The sequence below is a fragment of the Cellulomonas sp. McL0606 genome (assembly GCF_058248365.1).
This window is the reverse complement of record NZ_CM177779.1, coordinates 1,408,957-1,430,332: the sequence shown is the minus strand read 5'-3', so window position 1 is coordinate 1,430,332 and position 21,376 is coordinate 1,408,957. Positions and strand designations below refer to the sequence as shown.

General features: G+C 70.8%; 22 protein-coding genes and 2 pseudogenes. 19 read left to right on the top strand and 5 right to left on the bottom strand.

Annotated elements, in window-relative coordinates:
- Nucleotides 1-158 precede the first annotated feature (158 nt).
- Complete coding sequence (gene mobF / locus AC38ZX_RS07265; RefSeq protein WP_491296852.1) at nt 159-3,581, top strand: MobF family relaxase; 3,423 nt, start codon at nt 159-161, stop codon at nt 3,579-3,581.
- Nucleotides 3,582-3,602: 21 nt separating this feature from the next.
- Here the strand turns inward: mobF and AC38ZX_RS07260 are convergent, their stop codons facing one another.
- Both AC38ZX_RS07260 and AC38ZX_RS07255 read right to left on the bottom strand, forming a co-directional pair.
- On the bottom strand, nt 3,603-3,902 hold the full coding sequence (locus tag AC38ZX_RS07260) for a hypothetical protein (protein ID WP_491296851.1): 300 nt from the start codon (nt 3,900-3,902) through the stop codon (nt 3,603-3,605).
- An 86-nt stretch (nt 3,903-3,988) separates the two neighbouring features.
- Nucleotides 3,989-4,579: a nucleotidyltransferase domain-containing protein gene (locus AC38ZX_RS07255; protein ID WP_491296850.1), complete on the bottom strand. Its 591-nt coding sequence runs from the start codon at nt 4,577-4,579 to the stop codon at nt 3,989-3,991.
- 838 nt (nt 4,580-5,417) lie between these two features.
- Here AC38ZX_RS07255 and AC38ZX_RS07250 point away from each other — a divergent pair.
- The 3 genes and pseudogenes from AC38ZX_RS07250 (at nt 5,418) to AC38ZX_RS07240 (ending at nt 6,844) form a co-directional block, all read left to right on the top strand.
- Nucleotides 5,418-6,135 (top strand): annotated as a pseudogene (locus AC38ZX_RS07250) (flavodoxin family protein).
- A 71-nt stretch (nt 6,136-6,206) separates the two neighbouring features.
- Nucleotides 6,207-6,587 (top strand): DUF8817 family protein, encoded by a 381-nt coding sequence (locus AC38ZX_RS07245; RefSeq protein ID WP_491296849.1) that lies wholly within the window; start codon nt 6,207-6,209, stop codon nt 6,585-6,587.
- Nucleotides 6,588-6,682: 95 nt separating this feature from the next.
- Entirely contained in the window at nt 6,683-6,844 is a 162-nt protein-coding gene (locus tag AC38ZX_RS07240; RefSeq protein ID WP_426595167.1) for a hypothetical protein, read from the top strand.
- Nucleotides 6,845-7,052: 208 nt separating this feature from the next.
- On the opposite strand, the gene AC38ZX_RS07235 is transcribed toward AC38ZX_RS07240, so the two are convergent.
- Both AC38ZX_RS07235 and AC38ZX_RS07230 read right to left on the bottom strand, forming a co-directional pair.
- The gene (locus AC38ZX_RS07235) at nt 7,053-7,892 is read right to left on the bottom strand and encodes a hypothetical protein (RefSeq protein ID WP_491296848.1); all 840 of its coding nucleotides are present in this window, start codon (nt 7,890-7,892) and stop codon (nt 7,053-7,055) included.
- Nucleotides 7,784-11,182: a S8 family serine peptidase gene (locus AC38ZX_RS07230; RefSeq protein ID WP_491296847.1), complete on the bottom strand. Its 3,399-nt coding sequence runs from the start codon at nt 11,180-11,182 to the stop codon at nt 7,784-7,786. Before AC38ZX_RS07230 ends, AC38ZX_RS07235 begins: the two co-directional genes overlap by 109 nt.
- A gap of 128 nt (nt 11,183-11,310) precedes the next feature.
- Between AC38ZX_RS07230 and AC38ZX_RS07225 the strand changes: the two genes are divergently transcribed.
- From AC38ZX_RS07225 to AC38ZX_RS07215, 3 genes are read left to right on the top strand one after another with little or no spacing between them, the layout of a single operon-like run.
- Entirely contained in the window at nt 11,311-11,730 is a 420-nt protein-coding gene (locus AC38ZX_RS07225; protein ID WP_491296846.1) for a nitroreductase/quinone reductase family protein, read from the top strand.
- A 5-nt stretch (nt 11,731-11,735) separates the two neighbouring features.
- On the top strand, nt 11,736-12,200 hold the full coding sequence (locus AC38ZX_RS07220; protein WP_491296845.1) for a GyrI-like domain-containing protein: 465 nt from the start codon (nt 11,736-11,738) through the stop codon (nt 12,198-12,200).
- 28 nt (nt 12,201-12,228) lie between these two features.
- A complete protein-coding gene (locus AC38ZX_RS07215; protein ID WP_491296844.1) occupies nt 12,229-13,278 on the top strand; it encodes a Gfo/Idh/MocA family protein in 1,050 nt (349 codons plus the stop codon).
- A gap of 9 nt (nt 13,279-13,287) precedes the next feature.
- Here the strand turns inward: AC38ZX_RS07215 and AC38ZX_RS07210 are convergent, their stop codons facing one another.
- On the bottom strand, nt 13,288-13,503 hold the full coding sequence (locus AC38ZX_RS07210; protein ID WP_491296843.1) for a hypothetical protein: 216 nt from the start codon (nt 13,501-13,503) through the stop codon (nt 13,288-13,290).
- 254 nt (nt 13,504-13,757) lie between these two features.
- Here AC38ZX_RS07210 and AC38ZX_RS07205 point away from each other — a divergent pair, with 254 nt between their 5' ends.
- The 12 genes and pseudogenes from AC38ZX_RS07205 (at nt 13,758) to epsC (ending at nt 21,334) form a co-directional block, all read left to right on the top strand.
- Entirely contained in the window at nt 13,758-14,027 is a 270-nt protein-coding gene (locus AC38ZX_RS07205; protein ID WP_491296842.1) for a dsRBD fold-containing protein, read from the top strand.
- 5 nt (nt 14,028-14,032) lie between these two features.
- Nucleotides 14,033-14,875: an NAD(P)/FAD-dependent oxidoreductase gene (locus tag AC38ZX_RS07200; RefSeq protein ID WP_491296841.1), complete on the top strand. Its 843-nt coding sequence runs from the start codon at nt 14,033-14,035 to the stop codon at nt 14,873-14,875.
- 89 nt (nt 14,876-14,964) lie between these two features.
- Nucleotides 14,965-15,258, top strand: a complete 294-nt coding sequence (locus AC38ZX_RS07195) for a hypothetical protein (RefSeq protein ID WP_491296840.1) — start codon at nt 14,965-14,967, stop codon at nt 15,256-15,258.
- Nucleotides 15,259-15,271: 13 nt separating this feature from the next.
- Entirely contained in the window at nt 15,272-15,586 is a 315-nt protein-coding gene (locus AC38ZX_RS07190) for a TusE/DsrC/DsvC family sulfur relay protein (protein WP_426595159.1), read from the top strand.
- Nucleotides 15,587-15,609: 23 nt separating this feature from the next.
- Entirely contained in the window at nt 15,610-16,125 is a 516-nt protein-coding gene (locus AC38ZX_RS07185; protein ID WP_426595158.1) for a DsrE/DsrF/DrsH-like family protein, read from the top strand.
- Nucleotides 16,126-16,195: 70 nt separating this feature from the next.
- Nucleotides 16,196-16,993 (top strand): universal stress protein, encoded by a 798-nt coding sequence (locus AC38ZX_RS07180; RefSeq protein ID WP_491296839.1) that lies wholly within the window; start codon nt 16,196-16,198, stop codon nt 16,991-16,993.
- A 69-nt stretch (nt 16,994-17,062) separates the two neighbouring features.
- Complete coding sequence (locus AC38ZX_RS07175; protein WP_491296838.1) at nt 17,063-17,524, top strand: VOC family protein; 462 nt, start codon at nt 17,063-17,065, stop codon at nt 17,522-17,524.
- Nucleotides 17,525-18,004: 480 nt separating this feature from the next.
- Nucleotides 18,005-18,607 (top strand): low temperature requirement protein A, encoded by a 603-nt coding sequence (locus tag AC38ZX_RS07170; RefSeq protein ID WP_491296837.1) that lies wholly within the window; start codon nt 18,005-18,007, stop codon nt 18,605-18,607.
- The gene (locus AC38ZX_RS07165) at nt 18,607-18,828 is read left to right on the top strand and encodes a low temperature requirement protein A (RefSeq protein WP_491296836.1); all 222 of its coding nucleotides are present in this window, start codon (nt 18,607-18,609) and stop codon (nt 18,826-18,828) included. The genes AC38ZX_RS07170 and AC38ZX_RS07165 overlap by 1 nt, the downstream gene beginning before the upstream one ends.
- The gene (locus AC38ZX_RS07160) at nt 18,825-19,337 is read left to right on the top strand and encodes a hypothetical protein (RefSeq protein ID WP_491296835.1); all 513 of its coding nucleotides are present in this window, start codon (nt 18,825-18,827) and stop codon (nt 19,335-19,337) included. The genes AC38ZX_RS07165 and AC38ZX_RS07160 overlap by 4 nt, the downstream gene beginning before the upstream one ends.
- Before the next feature lie 411 nt (nt 19,338-19,748).
- Entirely contained in the window at nt 19,749-20,684 is a 936-nt protein-coding gene (gene cysK, locus AC38ZX_RS07155) for a cysteine synthase A (protein ID WP_426595154.1), read from the top strand.
- A gap of 79 nt (nt 20,685-20,763) precedes the next feature.
- Nucleotides 20,764-21,334 (top strand): annotated as a pseudogene (epsC, locus tag AC38ZX_RS07150) (serine O-acetyltransferase EpsC).
- The last annotated feature ends 42 nt before the right edge of the window (nt 21,335-21,376 follow it).

Here is a 21,376-nt window from a genome sequence, read left to right as displayed (position 1 = left end):
CCGACCCATTCCCTGCACCCAGAACGGGTGGTGCCCGTTGCCGCGCCGCAGGAGGGCTGGTGACGACGCACTCGACTTCGTCCCGTCGTCACCAGCCCTCCTGAATGGACGTATGCTACCTTCGATAGTTGCAAGTACACGCGACGTCGGAGGTCGGGATGCGTGGCGGTGTGATCCTGTTCCGTGGAACAGGATCCGCCGCGCGCCGCTACCTGGAGTCGGACCGCTCACGGGCCGACGAGTACTACCTGGAAGGCGGCATCACGCAGGCCGAGCTCTGCGTGATCGATGCCTCCGGGAACGTGATCAGCGAGCACGCATTGACGCCGATCCAATACGCGGCCTGGGTCGACTGGCTCGATCCGGTCACCGGGGAGTCGAGAGGCGCGCCGCGCCAAGCCGGTGAACGACGTCATGGCTCGCCGCGGTTCGCGGAGATGGTCGTGAACACCCCGAAGTCCTTGTCGATCGCCGCCGCCCTGCATCCGGATGTCTCGACTGCGTTGGATGCGGCGCAGCGGGACGCCGTCGCCGAGATCCGGTCCTGGCTCGGGCAGCACTCGGTGACCCGGGTCGGGCCGCGCGGAGTGCAGGAGGTCGTGCCGGTCGAACGGCTCGAGACGGTGGCCATCTCGCACCACACCTCGCGGGCCGGGGATCCGCACCGCCACATTCACCTGCAGATCGGGACCCGGGTGTGGGCATCCGGTGCGTGGCGCGGCCTGGACACGGCGGCGCTGTTTCGGCAGCAGGGCGCCATCCGCGCGCTCGGCACGGCGGTGCTCGCGGCGCACCCCCAGCTCGCCGCGGTGCTGGATGCTCACGGGCTGACGCTCGAGCCCGCCACCGGCGAGGTGGCCGAGCTGACCCCGTTCAACGCGGTGATGAGCAAGCGGGCCAGTCAGGTTGCCCGCAACCTGACGATGTTCGAGGCGCAGTGGGAGGCCGCCCACCCGGGCCAGGAGCCGAGTGCGGTCGTCAGCGCCCGGTTACAGGCCAAGGCGTGGGATCACGAACGCCCGAACAAGAAGCCCTCTTCGCTGGGCGGCGAGGTCGGCTGGCGTCGCGAGCTCGACGACGCCGGCTACACCCCGGACCTGCCCCGCGCGCCACGGCACGGTCCGGTCGCGCTCCATGAGCTGCACGTGCAGCAGATCGCGAACCGGGCGCTGGACAGATGCGGCGCGAGCGCGTCGACCTGGACCGTGCACGACATACAAGAGCACGTCACCACCCTCATCACCGAGGTCGGCGTCCGGGCCGAACGCGACGAGCTACGCGACCTGATCGCCATAACCACACTGCTTGCCCTGGAGGACTGCCTGTCGGTGCTGCCGCCCGGAACCGTGCGCCCCGAGCACGTCGCGCACCTGACCAACCTGCACGTCGTCCAGGTCGACATCCAGCTGCGCGACCTCTTGGCCGCTCGCGCCGCACAACCCTCGAGCGTCGCGCCCGACGTGCACGACCTGGCACGGGCGCAGGGCCTGGACGACGAGCAGGCGCGCGCCGCCGCGGCCGTCGCCTCGACGGATGCGCTGGTGGTGGTCGAGGGCGCCGCCGGGGCGGGCAAGACCACGATGCTCGGTGTCGCTATCCAGGCAGCCCAACTCGAAGGCCGCACGACCAAGATCGTCACACCGACGAAGAAGGCCGCCGACGTCGCCGCGCGCGAGCTCGGCGTCCCGACGGACTCGGTGGCCAAGCTCGTCCACGCGCACGGGTGGCGCTGGAACCCGGACGGCGTCTGGACACGCCTGACCGTCGGGGACACCGACCCGCGCACCGGCGACACCTACCTTGGCCCGCCCGCCTCGATGCGCCTGCACCCCGGGGAGCGGGTCGTGGTCGACGAGGCAGGAATGCTCGACCAAGACACCGCGCTCGCCCTGCTGCGCACCACCGACGAGGCGGGCGCGACAGTTGCCTTGATCGGCGACCGCGCACAGCTGCCCGCCGTCGGCCGGGGCGGCGTACTCGACCTCGCCGTGCAGATCGCCCCGCACCCGTGCGACATGGCCACCGTGCACCGCTTCACCGACCCCGCATACGCCGCCCTGACCGTGCGGATGCGGCGAGGCATGAACCCGGCCCGGCTGTTCGACCAGCTGAACATCCTGGGCCTGGTCCGACTGCACGAGAGCACCGACCAGATGCAGATCGCGATCGCCCACACCGCTAGGCACGGTGACGCGGTGACGGCCGCGACCAACGACGAGGCACGAGCCCTGAACACGAGCATCCGCCGTGAGCGGGTGTGCCGCGGCGAGGTCGACGACGACCGCACCACGACTGGCAGCGATGGCCTGCCGATCGGCGCGGGAGACGTGATCCAGACCCGTCGCAACGACAGTGCCCTGGGCGTGGCGAACCGGCAGACCTGGACTGTCCAGCACGTCAGCCAGAGCGGCGACGTCTCGGCCACCGAAGCTGGCACCGGTCGCCACCACCCGCGCACCGTGACACTGCCGGCCAGGTACGTCGCTGAGCACACCCACCTCGCCTACGCGGCCACCGCCTACGGGGTGCAGAGCTCGACCACCCTTGAGGCTCACGCGATCCTCAGCGACGCTCTCGACGCAGCAGGGATGTACGTCGCCATGACCCGCGGACGACACCGCAACACCTTGCACATCGTCGCCCCGGACCTGATCGAGGCTCGCGAACAGTTCAGCACCGCACTCCAACGCGACCGCGCCGACCGGGGTCTGAGCGAAGCGACACGCGCCGCCCGCGAGTCGGTCAGCGGGATCGTCCCCAACGGCCCGGTCACGTTCGTGAACACCGAACGAGCCCGACTGCGCGAGTGGATCCGGGTCGCCGAGCTGGAAGCGGCCCGATGGGAGGACGCCGCCGACACCCTCACCAGACAGGCCGCCGAGCACGCACAGCAGACCCAAGTGGTCGCGGCCGCCGACGACCACGTCATCCAGGTTCGAGCAGCGGTCGCCGCACCACTGATCGAGCAGGCCACGACCGACGCGACGAGCTACCTCACCAGCCAAGAACAGATGTGGCGTGCAAACCGCGCCCTGCACACCGTCCGGCGCCTCGGAAAGCGGTCCGCCACCCGCACCGCGCGCGACGCCACCGACGCCCACCGCACTGCGGGCCACGTCGTGCGCGAACGCTGGTCCGAGATTCCGCAGTCGACGGCCGACATCTCCGCCTGGGCGCGGGCCGTTGCTGAGCAACGCGCCGACGCGGACCCCCGCGTCCACCAGGCGCGGCAGAACGCCGCGCACGCCCAACGCGGGCTGGACGATCTCAGCGCGCAGCACGCCGCGACGCGCGCCGCGCTAAGGCCGAGCATCCCGACCGGCCGACGGATTATCGACGTCGGGACGCTCGCCGCCGAATGTCACAACACCGTTCGCCACGCACGCCGAACCCTCGCCGAGATCGAAGCCCTCCCGGTCGACGAGGCCGCGCAGCTCATCCGGGAGCGCGCGGCAAGGGCCACGGCGCAGCGGGCTGCCGATGCCGCGGACCTGGCACGAGCAGCCTCCGCCGCGCGCCGCGCCTCGCCGGGCCCCTCCCAACACCCAGGTCCATCGCGCGGCTTCGGACCCAGCCTGTAGTCGTTGGTCGGTGGGGTGCGGTCAGGTGCGCGCCTTAGTCAGCAAGCTCGCCATGGCTCGGCCGGCTCGCTGGACGTCGCGATGACGCACGGGGACGTCGGAGTAGCCGGCACGCGTCTTCATCGCAAGCAGGGCCGCCAGATCCTTGCTCGACTCTCGATCGACCCGTTCCAGGAGCGCCACCGCGTCCTCGTGCCGTTCCGAACGCGAGTAGACCCCGGCCCGATCCATGCAGATCACGTCCGCGGCCGCGATCCCTGAGTGCACGCACAAGGTGACATAGGCGTCGAGCAACTCGGTCTCGCCGTCGGCGATGTCCAAGATGATGTCCGCGGCCAGACCGAACTGGGTGGCCTTGGCCGAACGGCCCTCACGGGCAGACGGCGATGACGGAGAGGTCCTCGACGTCATCGGGACGCCGCCGCCGCGAGCCGACGCGCCAGCCAGGTCGGGTGACCGGTGATGGTCAGCCCCTCGCGGATGACGTCGTGGAGCACCTGCTCGGCCCCGTGCTCGCCGACCTCCGACTCGGCAAACGTGAGGACCTCACCCGGGTTGCCGGTCCAGCGGCGCACATCGCGAGCCAACGTGGTGGTCCGCTCCTCCCACACGTCGAGATCGGCGTCGTCGGGGCGAATCAGCAGCACGTCGATGTCACTGGACTCACGCATCTGGCCACGAGCGGCGGAGCCGAACAACGCTCCATACAGCGGCGGCGCCGGCCATCGCTCGATCACGGACCGCAGCCGCTCGATCAGCAAGGCCCGCAGCCCCGCGAGCTCGAGGATCGCCGGAGCCGCCAGGTGGTCCGCGTTGAACTGGTAGGTCGGCACAGGAGCGTCGGCGTTCACGCGCACGACACCCTGAGCCGCCAGACGTTGCAGCGTGCTCCGAACGACCGGCAAGGACCGCGCACGGTCCTCGTCACGGACGCTGAGCATCCGCTGCAGCTGCCCGGTCGTGAACGAGACATCCCGCGCCTGGGCCAGCAAGTTCAACAGGTCGCCATCAAGAGCCCCGGAGACAACCGCCAAGGGGCGCTGCGTCTGCATCCTGCCTCCACTGAAAGAATTCTTCTACTAATGAAAGAATTCTATCACCAGCGCGCCATGCCCTCAGGCTGCCCGAGCGCGTGCGACGAAACCGCTGGACGGTGCCCAGCCGGCCGCGATTCCAGCAACGACCCAGGTACGTGCGAGTAACCGAGGCACCCGCCGTCGCTCCCGAAATCGGGACCTGGGTTCCCATTCAGTTCCTACTAGCGATGTGATGCCCGCTCCACTGCAGGTCAAAGGGTCGTCACACCCAGTCTTCCAAACTGGCTACGCGGGTTCGATTCCCGTCGTCCGCTCCATCCATCCATCCATCCGTCCGTCCATCGGTGGTTCCGGTCCGGATCGGACCCGCAAGGTCGGTTGCGACTCCAGATCGAGTCCCTCGGCCGTATGCCGTCTCTCGTGCGGCTTGCCGCGGCGGTGCACGGGGCAGTGGCCGACGGCCGGATCATGGAGCTCGTCGACTCCTGCACCGGAGACTGCGACGTGGCGCCCCAGCGCGAACATGCCGCACAGGTGCGGCGAATGCGGCCCTGAGCCTAACCTCGGACCATGGCCGCGGTCGCGGGGGCCCCAGCATCGAGCCTGCTCGCTCGCGCCTCCGTGACGTGGGCCAAGGGTGGCGGCGACGCGGCCATCACCCCTTCGGGCGGACGCGACCTCGCCGAGGCCGTGTCCGCACCGACTCGACCTGCCGCTACGGGTCCGACCCGGACTACCCGGTCCGATGGGCGCTCGGCCGCCCCGGGCACCTCGAACTTCGACGATCCAGGAGGTAGCCATGTCCGACCCGGCGCCCGACTTCACCGGTCTCACGGCGACGTTCGTCAACTGCACTCTCAAGCGCAGCCCGGAAGCTCAGCCACACCCAGGGACTCGTCGACGCCAGCGCGGGCATCATGCGCAAGCACGGCGTGCGCGTGAGCGCGATCCGGCTGATCGACCACGACGTCGCGACGGGGGTCTATCCCGACATGCGCGAGCACGGCTGGGAGGTCGACGCCTGGCCCGACCTCTCCCCCGGGATCCTGGCCAGCGACATCCTGGTGGTCGCGGGCCCGATATGGCTGGGCGACAACTCCAGCGTGACCAAGAGGCTGATCGAACGGATCTACTCGCTGTCCGGCATGCTCAACGACAAGGGTCAGTACCTGTTCTACGGACGGGTGGCCGGCTGCCTCATCACGGGCAACGAGGACGGCATCAAGCACTGCGCCCAGAACATCCTGTACTCGCTCCAGCACGTCGGCTACACGATCCCGCCGAACGCCGACGCAGGCTGGATCGGAGAGGCCGGACCCGGACCCTCCTACCTCGATCCCGGCAGCGGCGGACCCGAGAACGACTTCACCAACCGCAACACCACCTTCATGACGTGGAACCTGATGCACCTGGCCGCGATGCTCCGCGCCGCCGGCGGCGTCCCCTCCTACGGCAACCAGCGATCGGAGTGGAACGCGGGCAACCGCTTCGACTTCGAGAACCCGGAGTACCGCTGACCTGCGCCGGAAGCGCTCGTCGTGAAGGATCAGCCCGCACCGGACCCCCCGTCCCTGGCTACGCTCGAGGTGTGGTGGTCACGATCCCGATCCTTCCGAGCGCGGACTTCGACCTCACGGTGTCGTTCTGGGCTCGCTTCGGGTTCCGCTCCGACGGCCGTTGGGTCGACTACCTCGTCCTTCGCCACCGCGACCTGGCCATCGAGCTGCACTTCTGGATCGACCCGGCCGTCGACCGCTGGACCAACGACGTCGCGTGCTACGTCCGGTTCGACGGCCCGGACGAGGCTCGCGCGGCGCACGGGCGGTGGGCCGATCTCGACGTCCCAGAACCGGCGGTGCTGAGCGCGCCCGTCGAGGAGCCCTGGGGCGCTACCGAGTTCCATGTCATCGACCTCCACGGGAACCTCGTCCGGTTCGGTGGGTTCCCGGCCACCGATTCCCGCTCCTGAGCGCCCGCGAGAAGGCACCGGCGCGCCGCCCGAGCTCGACAAGACGCGTCTTTCGCGCGGAGCCCGCGCCGGTGCGACGGTGCGACGGTGGGACCATGACGGACTGGAACCAGCAGATCATCGACCAGCTCCGTGCGAACGGCGGAGACGTCACGACGAACGGGATCGGAACGGGCCTCGTCCTGCTGCACCACCGCGGAGCGAAGACCGGCACCGAGTTGCGCGCCTCGCTCGCCGGGATGGCTCGTGGAGCATGACGCACACCACCTCGATGCGCGGCGAATTCCGCGAGGTCTACGTCACGGACAAAGAACGTGGGTGCGGGCTCGATGAGGCTGGGCGCCTGTGCGTCGTGAAGGCGATGAGCGGCGGTGCGAATGAGCCGGACGCTCACCGGCCCGCCGTGCGGCCGTATCGAGTCTCGTGGACATGGGCGCCGGATCCACGATCGACCCGGGAGCGTCTTCAGACCATCGAGCGGAAGAAGCCGGCGACATCCACCACGAGGTCGAGATCTGCGGTCTGGGAGTAGAAGGACACACCGCCACCGGTGCCCACGGGAACCAGCACCATGTTCGGCTCGTTGCGACCGGCCACCACGTTCAGGTTCGACACCAACGGCACCGATCCGTCCCGCACGGGGAACACCCGGAGGTTCGACTTGCCTCCCGGCAGCACGGCCGTCACGTTGAGCGCGACGGCGGTCGCGTCCGCCGGCACCAACGCGGTGCCCGAGACCGCCAATGTGCGGACCTGGCCAGGCTGCACCCTGCCGCCCGGCAACCCGACCGGCACCCTCGTGTCCGCGATCCTGGTCGGGCTCACCGGCACGAACCCGTCGGATCCCGTCGGCGCGTAGTAACCCGCCAGGTCCGCGACCAGGAACACGTTCGCGTTGGGCGCGTAGAACCGAACCTTGCCTCCGTCACCGACCAGCACGGTCACGAGGTTGGGCTGGTCGCGCCCGGGCACGATGTTCAGGTTCGACACCGTCGGCGGGTCCTGCGACTCGGAGGCCGCCGGAGCCGGATAGACACGCACATCCGTCCCGGCCGACGGATCGATGCCCAGGACGTTGAGCACCACGGCGCTCGCGCTCGCGGGCACGCCCTGGCGGCCCGCGACCTGCAAGTCCACCCAGTGCCCCGCCGCCAACCGCTGCGCCGCAACCCCACCCGTCCCGTTGCGTTGGTCCATCACACGCACCGGCTCCACCGGCACGTAGCCCGTGACGGCGTCCGGGCTGTAGTAGCCCGCCAGGTCCACCACCACGTGTGCCGACATATAGCGCGCGGCGATCCGCACCCCGAGCGTCGAGCTCGCTTCACGGTCACCATGTTTGGCTGGTTCACCCCGGCCACGACGTTGAGGTTCGACACCAGCGGCAGCACGTCGGACCCGTCTGGCCTCGGGTACGCGCGTAGGTCGCCGGGTGCGCTCGGGTTCACGGCGGTGACGTTGAGGACGACCGCTGTCGCGCTCGGGGGCACGAAGAAGCCCAGGTCGATGTCGAGCGGGTCCGTAGGACCGACCGGACCCCGGTACCCGCGGGTGTCGGTGACCCGCACCGGGTCGAGCGGCGTGAACCGGTCGCCGCCCGCGCCCACGGTGAACCACGACCGCGACGTCTCGGTCATCACGGCGCCGTCCTGGTCGACGAGTGCCGAGACGCGAATCTCGTAGTGCCCACCGACTGCGAGGTCCGCCTTCGGCGTCACCGTGACGCGGTCGGCCGCCGCTGAGACGGCACGGTCGACCGGGACCTCCGCCCCGGTGGCACCGTCGATCAGGCGCACCCCGTCCACGGCGGCCGCACCGAGCATCCGGGGAGACACGACTGTGACCGCGGGGCGCACGCCCACCCCAGACGCGTCGGCCGCCGGGTCCACCGACCACACCCAGCCCTTCGTCCCGGGCGTGTCGTCGACATCGACCGCGGGCGCGACGGACAACGTGTGGTCGTCGACGAGAACCAGGTCCGGACGCCCGTCGTGGTTCACGTCTCCGGCTATGGCCGTCCGGGGGGACGGAGCAATGCCGTCGAACCGCGGAAACATGGGCGGACCGAAGGTTCCCGCGTCGGTCTGGAGCGCGTAGGCGAGGATGTAGCCGAACTTCGTCAGCAAGACGTCGGCACGGCCGTCCCCGTTGAGGTCGCTGAGCTGGAACGCGTCCGTTGCGGCCGGTCCGTCGATCGAGGCGCCCCACGTTCCTGCGCCCGTCGCCCGGACCATGCGCAGGACGCCTCCTGCGGTCGCAGTGACGTCCGTGCGCCCGTCGCCGTCGAGGTCCGCGAGCCTGGCGCCGACCGAGCCGACGAGGGCCGGGATGCCGACCGTCGGGTCCGCGAACGAGCCATCGGCCCTCTGCAGGGCCACGAGGCCGCCCGACAGCAGGATGTCGGGACGCGCGTCGCCGTCCACGTCGAGCACCGCGACGGCCGCCTTGAGCGCCGACAAGGGCGGCTCCGCGGTGAAGATGCTGCCGGTGTTCCGCAGGATCGTCACGCCGGAACCGGTCATGACGACCACGTCGGGGTCGCCGTCGGCGTCGAGGTCGAGGCAGGCGAGCACGTCAGCGGCGGGCAGGCCCGTCGCCAGAGTGGTCGGCGCGCCCAACGTCCCGCCGGCGGCGCTCACGACGTGAACCGCGGAGTCCGACGAGGCGACGACCTCGGGGACGGCGTCGCCCGAGACGTTGCACAGCGCATAGGTGCCGCCCAGACCGCGGGCGAGCTGCACTCTGCTCGAGGTGAAGGTGCCGTCCTGCGCTCCGATGCCGACCGATACCGCGCCATAGGCGAACCCGTCCCCACCGACGGTGGTCCCGGTCGCGACGACGTCGTCGATCCCGTCACCCGTGACGTCGGCGAGCGAGGCGGTCCCACTCCCGTCGAAGAGGATGCTGCCCTGCACCGGGTCGAACCGCAGCTGGTCGGCCGAGCGGGGGGTCGAGCTCGCAGTGACGGTCATCGTGTACCTGGGCCCGGGGGCTGTGCCGCCGGCGCCCACCTGCACGAAGACCGCGCCACCGCTCATGGAGTGGTACTGCCCGTGGTACGGCGTGATCTCCTGCCCTTCGGCGTCGGTCACCCGCACGATCGGCGCGGATCCCCGCGTGCCGGGCAACGTGCTGCTGATCGTGTAGTCGAAGCCCGGATCAGCGTCGAATCGCCACCAGTCGACATCGCCGAGGCCGTTCAGGTCACCCATGACCTGCTGACCGAGCGTGAGCGGCGTGGCCGTGGCCGGCAGGTCGTTGCGCGCGCCGACGTCCGTAGTGGTGCGATCGAGCGGCACCGCGGGCTGGGCGCCCAGTGCGGCGGCGGCGTCGAGGACGCCGTGACCGTAGTACGGGTCGACTCCGAACGGGCCCGCGTCGCGCGCGGTACCCGCGATCCGGTCCGCAATCTGCTTCGGCGTCCACGTCGGATGGGCCGACGCGAGCAGCGCCGCGACCCCGCTGACGAAGGGCGCCGCCATCGACGTCCCGGTGTCGTAGGTGTACGCGGTGGTCGAGGCCCACGACGTGCCGACGATCTGGTAGCCGGGCGCGGCGACGCTGATGTCGTCACCCCAGGTCGAGGTGGGCAGCACGGTCCCGTCGTCGTCCGTTGACGACACGGTGAGCAGACCGGGCACGGTCAAGGAGTACGCCCCTGGATACTCGGGCGCGTCCGTGCCGGAGTTGCCGGCCGCAGCCACGACGACCGACCCACGGGCGACCGCGTACTGGATGGCTGCGAGCAGCACGGGCGAGTCACTGGGCCCGGAGAGCGACAGGTTGATGACGTCGGCGTGCCGGTCGGCCGCCCACGTGATGCCCTGCGCGACATCGGAGTCGTAGCCGTTTCCGTCGTCATCGAGCACGCGCACCGGCAGGCGCGCCCCGTAGGCGGCGCCTACGTTGCCCAGACGGTTGTTGCCCGACTCCGCCGCGATCCCGGCCACGAGCGTGCCGTGGCGCCCCGTCCCCGCCGCGCCCGGCGTATCGGTAACGAAGTCGTATCCGGGCAAGACGCGGCCCACGAGGTCCTCGTGGTCGGTCCGTATGCCGGTGTCGAGCACGGCGACCACTGCGCCGGCGCCCGTGCTGATGTCCCACGCGCGGGGGAACCGCATCAGGTCGAGGTACTGCCAGGTCTCGCTGACCAGCTCGTCGTCGGTCCAGGCAGCCGCCGACCGGACGTGGTCGAGCTGCACGCTGGCGACGTCCGGGTCGTCCGCGAAGCTCGTCGGCGACGCTCTGCGGGTCCTCATCCCCGGTCGAGACCGACACGAAGCCGGTCGCGCCCACGGCGTGCGAGGAATCGATGCCGGCAGCCGACAGCGTGCTGCGGCGCTCTTGGGCTTCGAGCCGGGCGCGAAGCGCACGAGCACGCGGTCTGCCGCGGGCGCTGTCACGGCGGTGCGGGCAGGCGGGCTCTCGAGGTCGGATCCCGCGCGCTCGACCGGTGCGGTCTGGGTCGGGTCGATCGGCTGGTCGGCACCGATCGCCGGTCCGCCGGTCGTCACTGCGCCCGCCAGGGTCACCCCGCACGCGACGGCCGTGGCGACGACGAGGCGACGCAGCCTCCCGCGGTGGGTTGGCGACATGGTGGTGCTCCTCATCGTGCGTCGGGTGTGTGGAAGATACCCGGTGCGGAGGACGGTCCATGACCGCTCATGCGTCGATCGGCGGTGCACTCGGCGCCCGCACGGTGGTCGGGTGTGAGACTGGGACCATGACGGACTGGAACCAGCAGATCATCGACGAGTTCCGTGCGAACGGCGGGGACGTCACGACGAACGGGTTCGGCAAGGGCCTCGTCCTGCTGCACACCCGCGGAGCGAAGACCGGCACCGAACGCGTCAACCCCGTTGCCTTCATCGCCGACGACGGCGGCGACGCGTGGCTCGTCGCCGCGTCGAAGAGTGGGGCACCGCAGAACCCTGCCTGGTTCCACAACCTGCTCGCGCACCCAGACGTCGAGATCGAGACGCCCGACGACGGGACGGTGCTCGTGCACGCGACGCAGCTGACCGGTGCGGACCGCGACGCGGCCTGGGCCCGGTTCACGGCCCGGTCGGAGGGGTTCCGGTCCTACGAGCAGCGCACGACGCGGACGATCCCCGTCCTGCGCCTCGCTCGCCGGGACGCCTGACCGCCGTGGACATCACCGTCGAGGACCAACCGACCGCCCGCGTCGCCGTGCTGCGTGAGCGCGTCGCGATGGACGCCCTGCCGGAGTTCCACGACCGGGCCTACCGCGCCGTCGTCGAGGAGGTCGGGGCCGCCGGGCTGACCATCACGGGTCCGGCGTTCGGCTGGTACCGCGACATGCCCACCGACTCCGTCGACCTCGCGGCCGGCTTCTGGGTCGGTGCGGACGCGCCGCGCGCACTCGGGGGCGGCGTCGAGGTCGTCGAGCTCCCCGGCGGGCCGGCCGCCGTCGGGGTCCACGTCGGCGCCTACGACACCCTGCCCGGCGCGTGGTCCGAGTTCCGCACCTGGACCATGACGCACGCGGCCTCGATGCGCGGCGACTTCCTCGAGGTCTACGTCACGGATCCGTCGGAGGTCGCCGACCCGAGCCAGAACGCGACGCGCCTGGTGCTTCCGATCCTGGGCTGAGCCGCGGGGCGTACGGCAGGCTGTGCCCATGCCCGACCTGACCCTTCCCGAGCCGCGGACGCCCGATCCCGCCGAGGCACCTCCGCTGCGCTGGGGGATCCTCGCTCCGGGCCACATCGCCGGGCACTGGGCGACCGCGCTGCGTGAGCACACGCGCCAACGGCTCGTCGCGATCGGGTCGCGCTCGCCCGAACGGGCCGCGGCCTTCGCCAGCGCGCACGGCGCCGAACGCGTCCACACCTCCTACGAGGCGCTCGTCGACGACCCGGCGGTCGACGCCGTGTACGTGGCGAGCCCGCACAGCCATCACCGCGACCACGCCCTGCTCGCGCTGCGGGCCGGCAAGCACGTCCTCGTCGAGAAGGCGTTCACGCGCAACGCGGCCGAGGCGCGCGAGCTCGTCGTAGCCGCCCGCGAGGCCGGGGTGCTGCTCATGGAGGCCATGTGGACGCGCTACCTGCCGCACACCGATGTCGTGCGACGCGTGCTCGAGGACGGCCTGGTCGGGCAGGTGCACCGGATCACCGCCGACTACGGCGTGCGCGCCGGGCCGGACGTCCCGCCGCGGCTGCTCGACCCGGCCCTCGCGGGCGGCGTGCTGCTCGACCTCGGCATCTATCCCCTGTCGTTCGCCTCGGCCGTCGCGCGCGCGGCCGGCCTCCTCCTTCGGCCGTCGAGCGTCCAGGCCGCGGGCTCGCTCACGACGACGGGCGTGGATGCCCAGGTCAGCGCACAGATCGGCTACGGCGTCGCGCAGGCGCAGCTCTTCACGTCGATGCTCACAGCCTCGGGGCACACGGCGCAGGTGTATGGCTCGCTCGGCCGGATCGAGGTCGACGAGCGCTGCTACGTCCCCGCCGGCGTCACCGTGACGGTCGGCGACCGCACGGGCACCTGGGATGCCAACCGCGTCCACGGCTACGGCGGCCTCTGCTTCCAGGCGGCAGCGCTGGCGACCTACGTCGCGGAGGGCCGCACGGACTCGCCGCTGCTGCCGCTCGACGAGACGTTCACGATCCTCGAGACCGCCGACGAGATCCGTCGCCAGGTGGGCGTCGTCTACCCGGGCGAGGCCTGACCGCCGCCCTCAGGCGGCGGCGTGAGCCGATGCGGCGGCCAGGTCGGTGTCGATCCGGCACAGGTCGTCGGCGACCGAACCGACGAACGAGACGGCGTCGGCGGAGCGGGAGGCCGCCCGGCCGCGCCGGCGATCGATGGGGTCCCACCGTGTGGTGCGCAGGGCGAGGACGACGAACGGGGCGACCACCAGCAGGGCCACCACCAGCGTGATCACGGTTTCCATGCCTCCAGCGTCGACCTCGGGAAGCGTCGCGACGAGTGGCAGAGATGACACTGAGCATCGATTTTCCGCCACGATCGCCGCGGTGCTCGTCGCTGCCGTCGTCGCGGGGTCCGCGACCCTGCGCCACGGTCCCCGGCATGGTCGGGACCTTGTGCTCTAGGCGTCCGGCCGCGCCCGGCGAAGGGTGGCGATGAGGCGAGAGCGAAGTCCGCCCACCGCGTGACACGCCCCGCCCGACGTGAAGGAGGCGTGCGATGACGCACACGTGGAAGGTCGCGATCCACCTGTTCGACGGCGACGACCCGCGGGACGACCACGACGTCACGAAGGCGCACGCCGTCCTCACCACATCGAGCGGCACCAGGCTCGAGGGCCACGGTCGCGCACGCCGCGCGCCGTACGACCCGGACGTCCCCGAGATCGCCGCCGCGAGGGCCCTGCGCGAGGTCGCGGACCGCCTCTTGCGCGCGACGTCGGACGACATCTCCGAGCTCGAGCACCGCGACGTCCAGATCGCCCGGTGATCACGATGAAGCGGCACATCGTCGTGCTCGGGGCGGGAACCGCCGGCACGATGCTGGTCAACCGGCTGCGGCACGAGCTGGACGACACCTGGAAGATCACGATCGTCGACCGCGACGACGCGCACGCCTACCAGCCCGGCTTCCTCTTCGTCCCGTTCGGTGGGACGACCGAGGACCTCGTGCGGTCACGGCACGCGTTCGTGCACGACGGTGTCGAGCTCGTGCTCGAGGCGGTCGACCGCGTGGACCCCGGCGCACAGCAGGTGGTCCTGCTCGACGGCCGGCTGCTCCCCTACGACTACCTCGTGATCGCGTCCGGGTCGGTGCTTCGACCGGACCAGACCCCGGGCATGCTCGGGGACGAGTGGCACCGCAGCATCTTCGACTTCTACACGCTCGACGGTGCCAGGTCGCTGGCCGCCGCGCTGAAGGAGTTCCGAGGGGGACGCCTCGTGGTGCACATCACGGACATGCCGATCAAGTGTCCCGTCGCCCCGCTCGAGTTCACGTTCCTCGCCGACGACTGGCTGCGGCGCCATGCCTTGCGGTCGCACACGGACCTGACCTACGTGACGCCGTTGGACGGAGCGTTCACCAAGCCGATCGCGTCCAAGCACCTGGGGTCGATGCTCGCCGACCGCGACGTCACGGTCGAGCCAGACTTCCTCGTCGAGAAGATCTCGGGCAAGACCCTGGTCTCCTACGACGGTCGGGAGATCCCCTTCGACCTGCTGGTCACGGTGCCATTGCACATGGGCGCGGACTTCGTGAGCCGCTCCGGTCTGGGCGACGACTCGGGTTCGTCCCGGTCGACAAGCACACGCTCCAGTCGAAGGCCGACCCGCTGATCTTCGCGATCGGCGACGCCTCCGACATCCCGACCTCCAAGGCGGGGTCCGTCGCGCACTTCTCGGTCGACGTCCTCGTCGACAACTTCGTGGAGTTCGCCGCCGGGCGACCGATGACCCATGCCTTCGACGGCCACGCGAACTGCTTCATCGAGTCGGGCGACCGCAAGGCCCTGCTGCTCGACTTCAACTACGACACCGAGCCGCTGCCGGGCACGTTCCCGACGCCGTACCTCGGACCGATGAGCCTGCTCAAGGAGAGCCGGGCCAACCACCTCGGGAAGCTCGCCTTCCGCTGGGTCTACTGGAACGTCCTCCTGCCCGGACGTCCGCTGCCGCTCGCGTCGGCCATGTCGATGGTCGGCAAGAAGTCCACACCGTAGAGAGAGGTGCGACATGCCCGTCACGACCGTGGCCGGTCACGAGATCCACGTGGACGACGAAGGGTTCCTGACCGACCTGACGGAGTGGGACGACGCTCTCGCGACGACGCTCGCCGCGCAGATCGGTCTCACGCTCACCGACGAGCACCGTGCGGTGCTGACTTTCCTGCGGGACGACTACACCGAGCACGGCGAGACCGCGACGCTGCGGCGGGCGTCGGCCGGCAGCGGCGTCCCGGTGAAGGACCTGTTCCGCCTCTTCCCGCAGAAGCCCGCCAAGAAGATGGCCTACGTCGCCGGACTGCCCAAGCCCGTCGGCTGCGTCTGAGCAACGACGAGAATGGCAGTGCCATGACCACCACCGAGACCGCTCCCGTCGTCATCCCTGACTTCGGAGACGACGACGCACCCGGGCGCACGCTCGCGATCATCTGCTCCAAGGGCAACCTCGACATGGTCTACCCCGGGCTGATCCTGGCCAACGCCGCGCTCGGCGAAGGCGTGCAGACGCACCTGTTCTTCACGTTCTGGGGCCTCGACATCATCACGAAGGCCACCATGGACGACCTGAAGTTCACGATGCTCGGCAACACGGCGACCCACATGCCCCAGGGACTGGGCGGCCTGCCGGGGATGACCGCGATGGCCACCTCGAGGCTGAAGAAGTCGATCGCCGAGCTGGACGTGCCCGACGTGCCCGCCTTCCTCGAGCAGATCGTGGCGTCCGGCGGTCACCTCTGGGCGTGTCGCCTGTCCGCCGACATGAACCACCTTGCCCCCGACGACCTCGTCGAGGACGTCGAGGGCATCATCAGCGCCAGCGACTTCATCGAGAAGACCGTCGGCGCCCAGCTGTTGTTCATCTAGCGCTCCGACCGGTCGGACCGGCCGAGCGGGCGAAGGAGGCGTGCCATGACCAGCACTGTCGTCGTGGGATATGACGGTTCACCTCAGGCCGGGGCAGCTGACCTGGGCTGTGCGCGAGGCTCAACGAGAGCGCCGCCCGCTGCGGATCGTGTACGTCGCGGGCTCGAGCGGCCGCGTCCTGTTCGAGTGCCTCGACCGGGTACGGGCCGAGGCGCCGGACGTCGTCGTGACAGCTGCCCTCATCGAACGGGACAGCATCGCCGACGCCCTCGTGGCGGCGTGCTCGGACGCCTACATGCTCGTCCTCGGGTCACGCGGGCGCGGCGGGCTGCAAGGCGTCGCGTTCGGCTCGGTGAGCGCGTCGGTCGCCGCCCGCGCCCGCTGCCCGGTCGTCATCATCCGCGCCGACTCGAACGAGCGAGGCCCCGCGCGGCCCGTCGTGGTGGCAGTGGACGGTTCGGCCAACACCGCCCACGCCATCGACCTGGCGTTCGACCAGGCGTCTCGGTTGGAGGTCCCTCTCCGAGCCGTCCACGCGTGGGACCTGCCGCCGATGACCGGGACGGTTCCCGCCTGGATCCCCGAGGAGATCGAGGAGCTCGACGCGGCAGAGCACGCCGTGGTCGCCGAAAGTCTTGCCGGGCACTGCGAGCGGTACCCGGACGTCGCCGTCGAGGTCGTGGTCCGCCGGGGCCTTCCCGCGAAGGTCGCGCTGGACGCCGCACGGGACGCTCAGCTCCTGGTCGTCGGATCTCGAGGCGGGGGTGGCATGCGTGGCCTCCTGCTCGGCTCCGTGAGCCAAGCGGTCATCCGCAAGGCGACGTGCCCGGTCATGGTCGTCCACCCGGAGCACGCCAGCGCTCGCTGAGCGGGCGCTCGAGCTCCACCCCGTCACGAGCACGGCGGCCCGTCGACCGTGTCGGAGCCGCGTGGCAGGGTGAAGTCCGTACCTGCCGATCGCCGACGAAGGAGCCGCCGCCATGCCCACCAACCTGAACCCCTACATCAGCTCCGCTCGAACGCGCGCGAGGCCCTCGCGTTCTACTCGACCGTGCTCGGCGCCGAGGCGGTGACCAGCACGTTCGGCGAGGGCGGGATGAGCCAGTCCCCCGCCGACGCCGACCTGATCATGCACGGCCAGATCACCAGCCCGTCCGGCCTGGTGCTCATGGCGGCTGACACGCCCGAGCACATGGAGTGGACGCCGGGCGGGAGCATCGCGGTGTCGATCAGTGGCGACGACCTCGCCGAGCTGACCGGGTACTGGGAGAAGCTGTCCGACGGCGCCACGATCACCGCGCCGTTCGCCACGGCGCCCTGGGGCGACACGTTCGGGATGCTCGTCGACAAGTTCGGCGTCAGCTGGCTGATCAACGCCTCGGCGCCGGCCGCCGGCTGACGCCGGCAGCACGACAACGGCCCCGCCCGGCCGCGACTCTCGTCGCGACGCGGTCGGGACAGTGCACGACAACGGCCCCGCCCGGCCGCGACTCTCGTCGCGACGCGGTCGGGACAGTGCACGACAACGGCCCCGCCCGGCCGCGACTCTCGTCGCGACGCGGTCGGGGCCGCTCGTCTGTTCAGCACCGTTGAGCCATCGCCCACCGCGCCCGCTTGTCCTTGTTGCGCGCGGCTTGAACCGCCCCCAGCGCCATTGGGGGCTGTCGATGACCAGCCACCCGGTCAGTGTCCGTCTGTCGCTCTCGTAGCGACGCGTTCCACTTCCGGGCCGGTCGTTCGCGGCGGGATGCTGACACCGCCACGCAGACCGGGAGATCGATCACCGGTAACACTACACAGGATTCGGGCGCCTGTCCAGAACAGGTGTACGAACCGCGGGTGAAGCGCGTCACACCGACGTCTCGGCATACTGGCGCCCATGACCCAGGCCGCACCGGGCGACGAGCCGCGCGACGAGCCGGTCGGCAGCGGATCCGCGCCGGACCAGGCCGTGCGGGACAACGGTCCCGGCGAGCAGGCCACGCAGGACGCGCCGGAGCGGCACGCGACCTGGAAAGAGCTGTTCTTCGACCTGGTCGTCGTCGCCGGCATCGGACAGCTCGCCCACCTCCTGCACGACGACAGCACCGGGTCGTCGCTCGGCCTGTACGCGGTCCTCTTCCTCGCCTTCTGGATCACGTGGGCGGGCTTCGCCGTGTACGGCGACATCGCGGGCGACGACGCACGTACACCCGTCCTGCTGGTGGCGATGGTCGGGCTGGCGGTGATGGCCGCGTCGGTCCCCCACATCCAGACGCTCGCCGACTCGCCCGCGACGCACGCGACCGCGTTCGTGGTCGCCTACGTCGCACTGCGCTGGTTCGCCGGGAGCGTCTGGCAGCGCGGCAAGGTCGTGCTGGACTGGCCGCTCGCGCAGCAGGGCTTCGGCGCGGTGCCGTGGATCGTCTCGTTGTGGGTGGCCGCCCCGGGAAGTACTGGCTCTGGACGGCCGGGATCGCGATCGACCTGGGTGCCCTGCTGATGAACTCGGCCGAACGCACCCTGCGCGAGGCGCAGGAACGGATCGACCGCATGCGCCGGGTCGGGCGCGGGCGCGTCGCGGGGGCCGACCTGACGTTCGAGGGGGCGCGGACCGACGACGCGCACCTGTCGGAACGCCTCGGGCTGTTCGTCATCATCGTGCTGGGCGAGGGCGTCATCCAGATCATCGACGCCGCTTCGGAGCCGCGTCCTGGGACATGACCACCGCGTGGACCGCGCTCGGCGCGTTCGTCCTGCTCGCGCTCGTCTGGGCGGTGGGGCTGCAGTACGGCGTCGCGGGCATCCCGATGCTCAAGACCGGTACGGTCGCGCCGCGCCTCGTGCTGCTGGTGCACGCCGCGCTCACCGGGACGCTCGCCGCCCTGGCCGTCGCACTCGGTCAGGCGGTCGAGCACCACGGCGAGACGCTGCCCACCGAGGTCCGCTTCCTGCTGTGCGGCGCCGTGGCGATCTACTCGGCGATCGGCGTCACGACCGCCGTGCTCGTCGGGACGACGGCCCGCTGGGTCCTCGGCTGGGGTGTGCCGAGCATCGCCGTGCCGACGCTCCTGCTGTTCGTCGGCGCCGACCTGCACGTCGCGGTGCTCGTGTGGCTGCTCGCCGCGACGCTGTTCTGGCTCGTGCTCCCGTCGGCGAGACCGGCCGGTGCCGCGGGCGCACCGCTCGTCGCGCGGCGTCGAGGCCCTCGTCGAGACCCCGATCTCGCCTGATGAGGCCCCTTTGCACTGGCCGGGGGCTTGGCGCTAGCGTCGTGGCGATTGCGGTCCCGGCGCTCCGTCGGACCCGACCGCACCTGACGACCGACTCGTTCGGTCACGGAGGACGACGTGATGAGCGTGCAGACTGCCGCCCCCGCCGTTCCCCTGCGCGCCCGCGCTGTTCTGTGCGCCTGCCCCGCGCCGTCCTGTTGTCGCTGTCGGTAGAGCGCTGGCTGCTTCTACGCGCGAGGATGCCCGAGAGGGGTGTGCCTCCTGCGCCAGCGCTCGCCCCGTGACCGGCACCGGACCCCCCGTCGTCCGTTGACCCAGTCCGTGCACCACCCGGGACACCCGGTGTCCCGGCGCAGTTCGTCAGTCCCCCACCCACCGTCGCGTCCGCGGCGGCTCGACCGAAGAGGAACCATGGCACGCATCTACGACGACGCGACGGCGCTCATCGGCAACACCCCCCTGGTCCGCATCAACAAGATCACCGACGGTGCGCCCGCGACCGTCGTCGGCAAGCTCGAGTTCTACAACCCCGCCAACTCGGTCAAGGACCGCATCGGCGTCGCGATCATCGACGCCGCCGAGGCGTCCGGTGACCTCAAGCCCGGCGGCACGATCGTCGAGGCGACGTCCGGCAACACGGGCATCGCGCTCGCGTTCGTCGGCGCGGCCCGCGGCTACGACGTCGTGCTCACCATGCCCGAGACGATGTCGAAGGAGCGTCGCGCGCTGCTGCGCGCGTTCGGCGCCGAGCTCATCCTCACGCCGGGCTCCGAGGGCATGAAGGGCGCGGTCAACCGGGCAGACGAAATTGTTGCGGAGCGCCAAGGTGCCATTCTGGCGCGCCAGTTCGCCAACGAGGCCAACCCGGCGATCCACCGCAAGACCACCGCCGAGGAGATCTGGGCCGACACCGACGGCAAGATCGACATCTTCGTCGCGGGCATCGGCACGGGCGGCACCATCACGGGCGTCGGCCAGGTGCTCAAGGAGCGCAACCCGAACATCCAGATCGTCGGCGTCGAGCCGGCCGAGTCCCCGATCCTGAACGGCGGCGCACCCGGCCCGCACAAGATCCAGGGCATCGGCGCCAACTTCGTCCCGGAGATCCTCGACACGAGCATCTACGACGAGATCATCGACGTCGACGCCGAGACGGCGGTCAAGGTCGCACGTCGCGCCGCCGCCGAGGAGGGCCTGCTCGTCGGCATCTCCTCGGGTGCCGCGCTGCACGCCGCGACCCTGCTGGCCAACCGCCCCGAGAACGCCGGCAAGCTGATCGTCGCGATCATCCCGTCGTTCGGTGAGCGCTACCTGTCGACCGTGCTCTACGCGGACCTGCTCGACTGACCGTCCTGCACCTCCCCGGTGCCCGCCCTCGCCGGCGGGCGCCGGGACCCCTCCCGATCACCACAGGACGAAGCCTTCGATGCACCTGCTCGCCACCCTCAAGGAAGACCTCGACGCCGCGCGTCACCGCGACCCCGCGGCGCGCTCGCTGGCCGAGGTCGCGCTGGGCTACCCCGGCGTGCACGCCGTGTGGGTCTACCGCCTGGCGCACCGCATGTGGCAGCGGCCCGGGCTGCAGGCCCGCCCGCCTCGTCTCTCAGCTGGCCCGGGCGTTCACGGGCATCGAGATCCACCCGGGCGCGAAGCTCGGCCGGCGGCTGTTCATCGACCACGGCATGGGCGTCGTGATCGGCGAGACGGCCGAGGTGGGCGACGACGTCGTCCTGTTCCACGGGTCGACGCTGGGCGGGAAGTCCATGCGGCACGGCAAGCGCCACCCGACCGTCGGCGACGGCGTCGTGGTCGGTGCCGGCGCCAAGATCCTCGGTCCCGTGTGGATCGGGGCCGGTGCGCAGATCGGCGCCAACGCGGTCGTCATCCACGACGTCCCCGCCGGTGCGATCGCCGTCGGGGTCCCCGCGCAGATCCGGGTACGGCCAACCGCGGCACCGTTCGACGCCGAGATCGACGACCCGGCGATCTACATCTGACGACGGAGTTGTTCTAGTTGTCATCGAACAACTAGAGTCATC

Coding starts and splice junctions, on each gene's coding strand:
- AC38ZX_RS07170 (WP_491296837.1), top strand. CDS start 18,005: ATGACCCAGGCCGCACCGGGCGACGAGCCGCGCGACGAGCCGGTCGGC.
- AC38ZX_RS07230 (WP_491296847.1), bottom strand. CDS start 11,182: ATGTCGCCAACCCACCGCGGGAGGCTGCGTCGCCTCGTCGTCGCCACG.
- AC38ZX_RS07215 (WP_491296844.1), top strand. CDS start 12,229: ATGCCCGACCTGACCCTTCCCGAGCCGCGGACGCCCGATCCCGCCGAG.
- AC38ZX_RS07180 (WP_491296839.1), top strand. CDS start 16,196: ATGACGGTTCACCTCAGGCCGGGGCAGCTGACCTGGGCTGTGCGCGAG.
- cysK (WP_426595154.1), top strand. CDS start 19,749: ATGGCACGCATCTACGACGACGCGACGGCGCTCATCGGCAACACCCCC.
- AC38ZX_RS07205 (WP_491296842.1), top strand. CDS start 13,758: ATGACGCACACGTGGAAGGTCGCGATCCACCTGTTCGACGGCGACGAC.
- AC38ZX_RS07160 (WP_491296835.1), top strand. CDS start 18,825: ATGACCACCGCGTGGACCGCGCTCGGCGCGTTCGTCCTGCTCGCGCTC.
- mobF (WP_491296852.1), top strand. CDS start 159: ATGCGTGGCGGTGTGATCCTGTTCCGTGGAACAGGATCCGCCGCGCGC.
- AC38ZX_RS07185 (WP_426595158.1), top strand. CDS start 15,610: ATGACCACCACCGAGACCGCTCCCGTCGTCATCCCTGACTTCGGAGAC.
- AC38ZX_RS07165 (WP_491296836.1), top strand. CDS start 18,607: ATGAACTCGGCCGAACGCACCCTGCGCGAGGCGCAGGAACGGATCGAC.
- AC38ZX_RS07200 (WP_491296841.1), top strand. CDS start 14,033: ATGAAGCGGCACATCGTCGTGCTCGGGGCGGGAACCGCCGGCACGATG.
- AC38ZX_RS07225 (WP_491296846.1), top strand. CDS start 11,311: ATGACGGACTGGAACCAGCAGATCATCGACGAGTTCCGTGCGAACGGC.
- AC38ZX_RS07190 (WP_426595159.1), top strand. CDS start 15,272: ATGCCCGTCACGACCGTGGCCGGTCACGAGATCCACGTGGACGACGAA.
- AC38ZX_RS07240 (WP_426595167.1), top strand. CDS start 6,683: ATGACGGACTGGAACCAGCAGATCATCGACCAGCTCCGTGCGAACGGC.
- AC38ZX_RS07210 (WP_491296843.1), bottom strand. CDS start 13,503: ATGGAAACCGTGATCACGCTGGTGGTGGCCCTGCTGGTGGTCGCCCCG.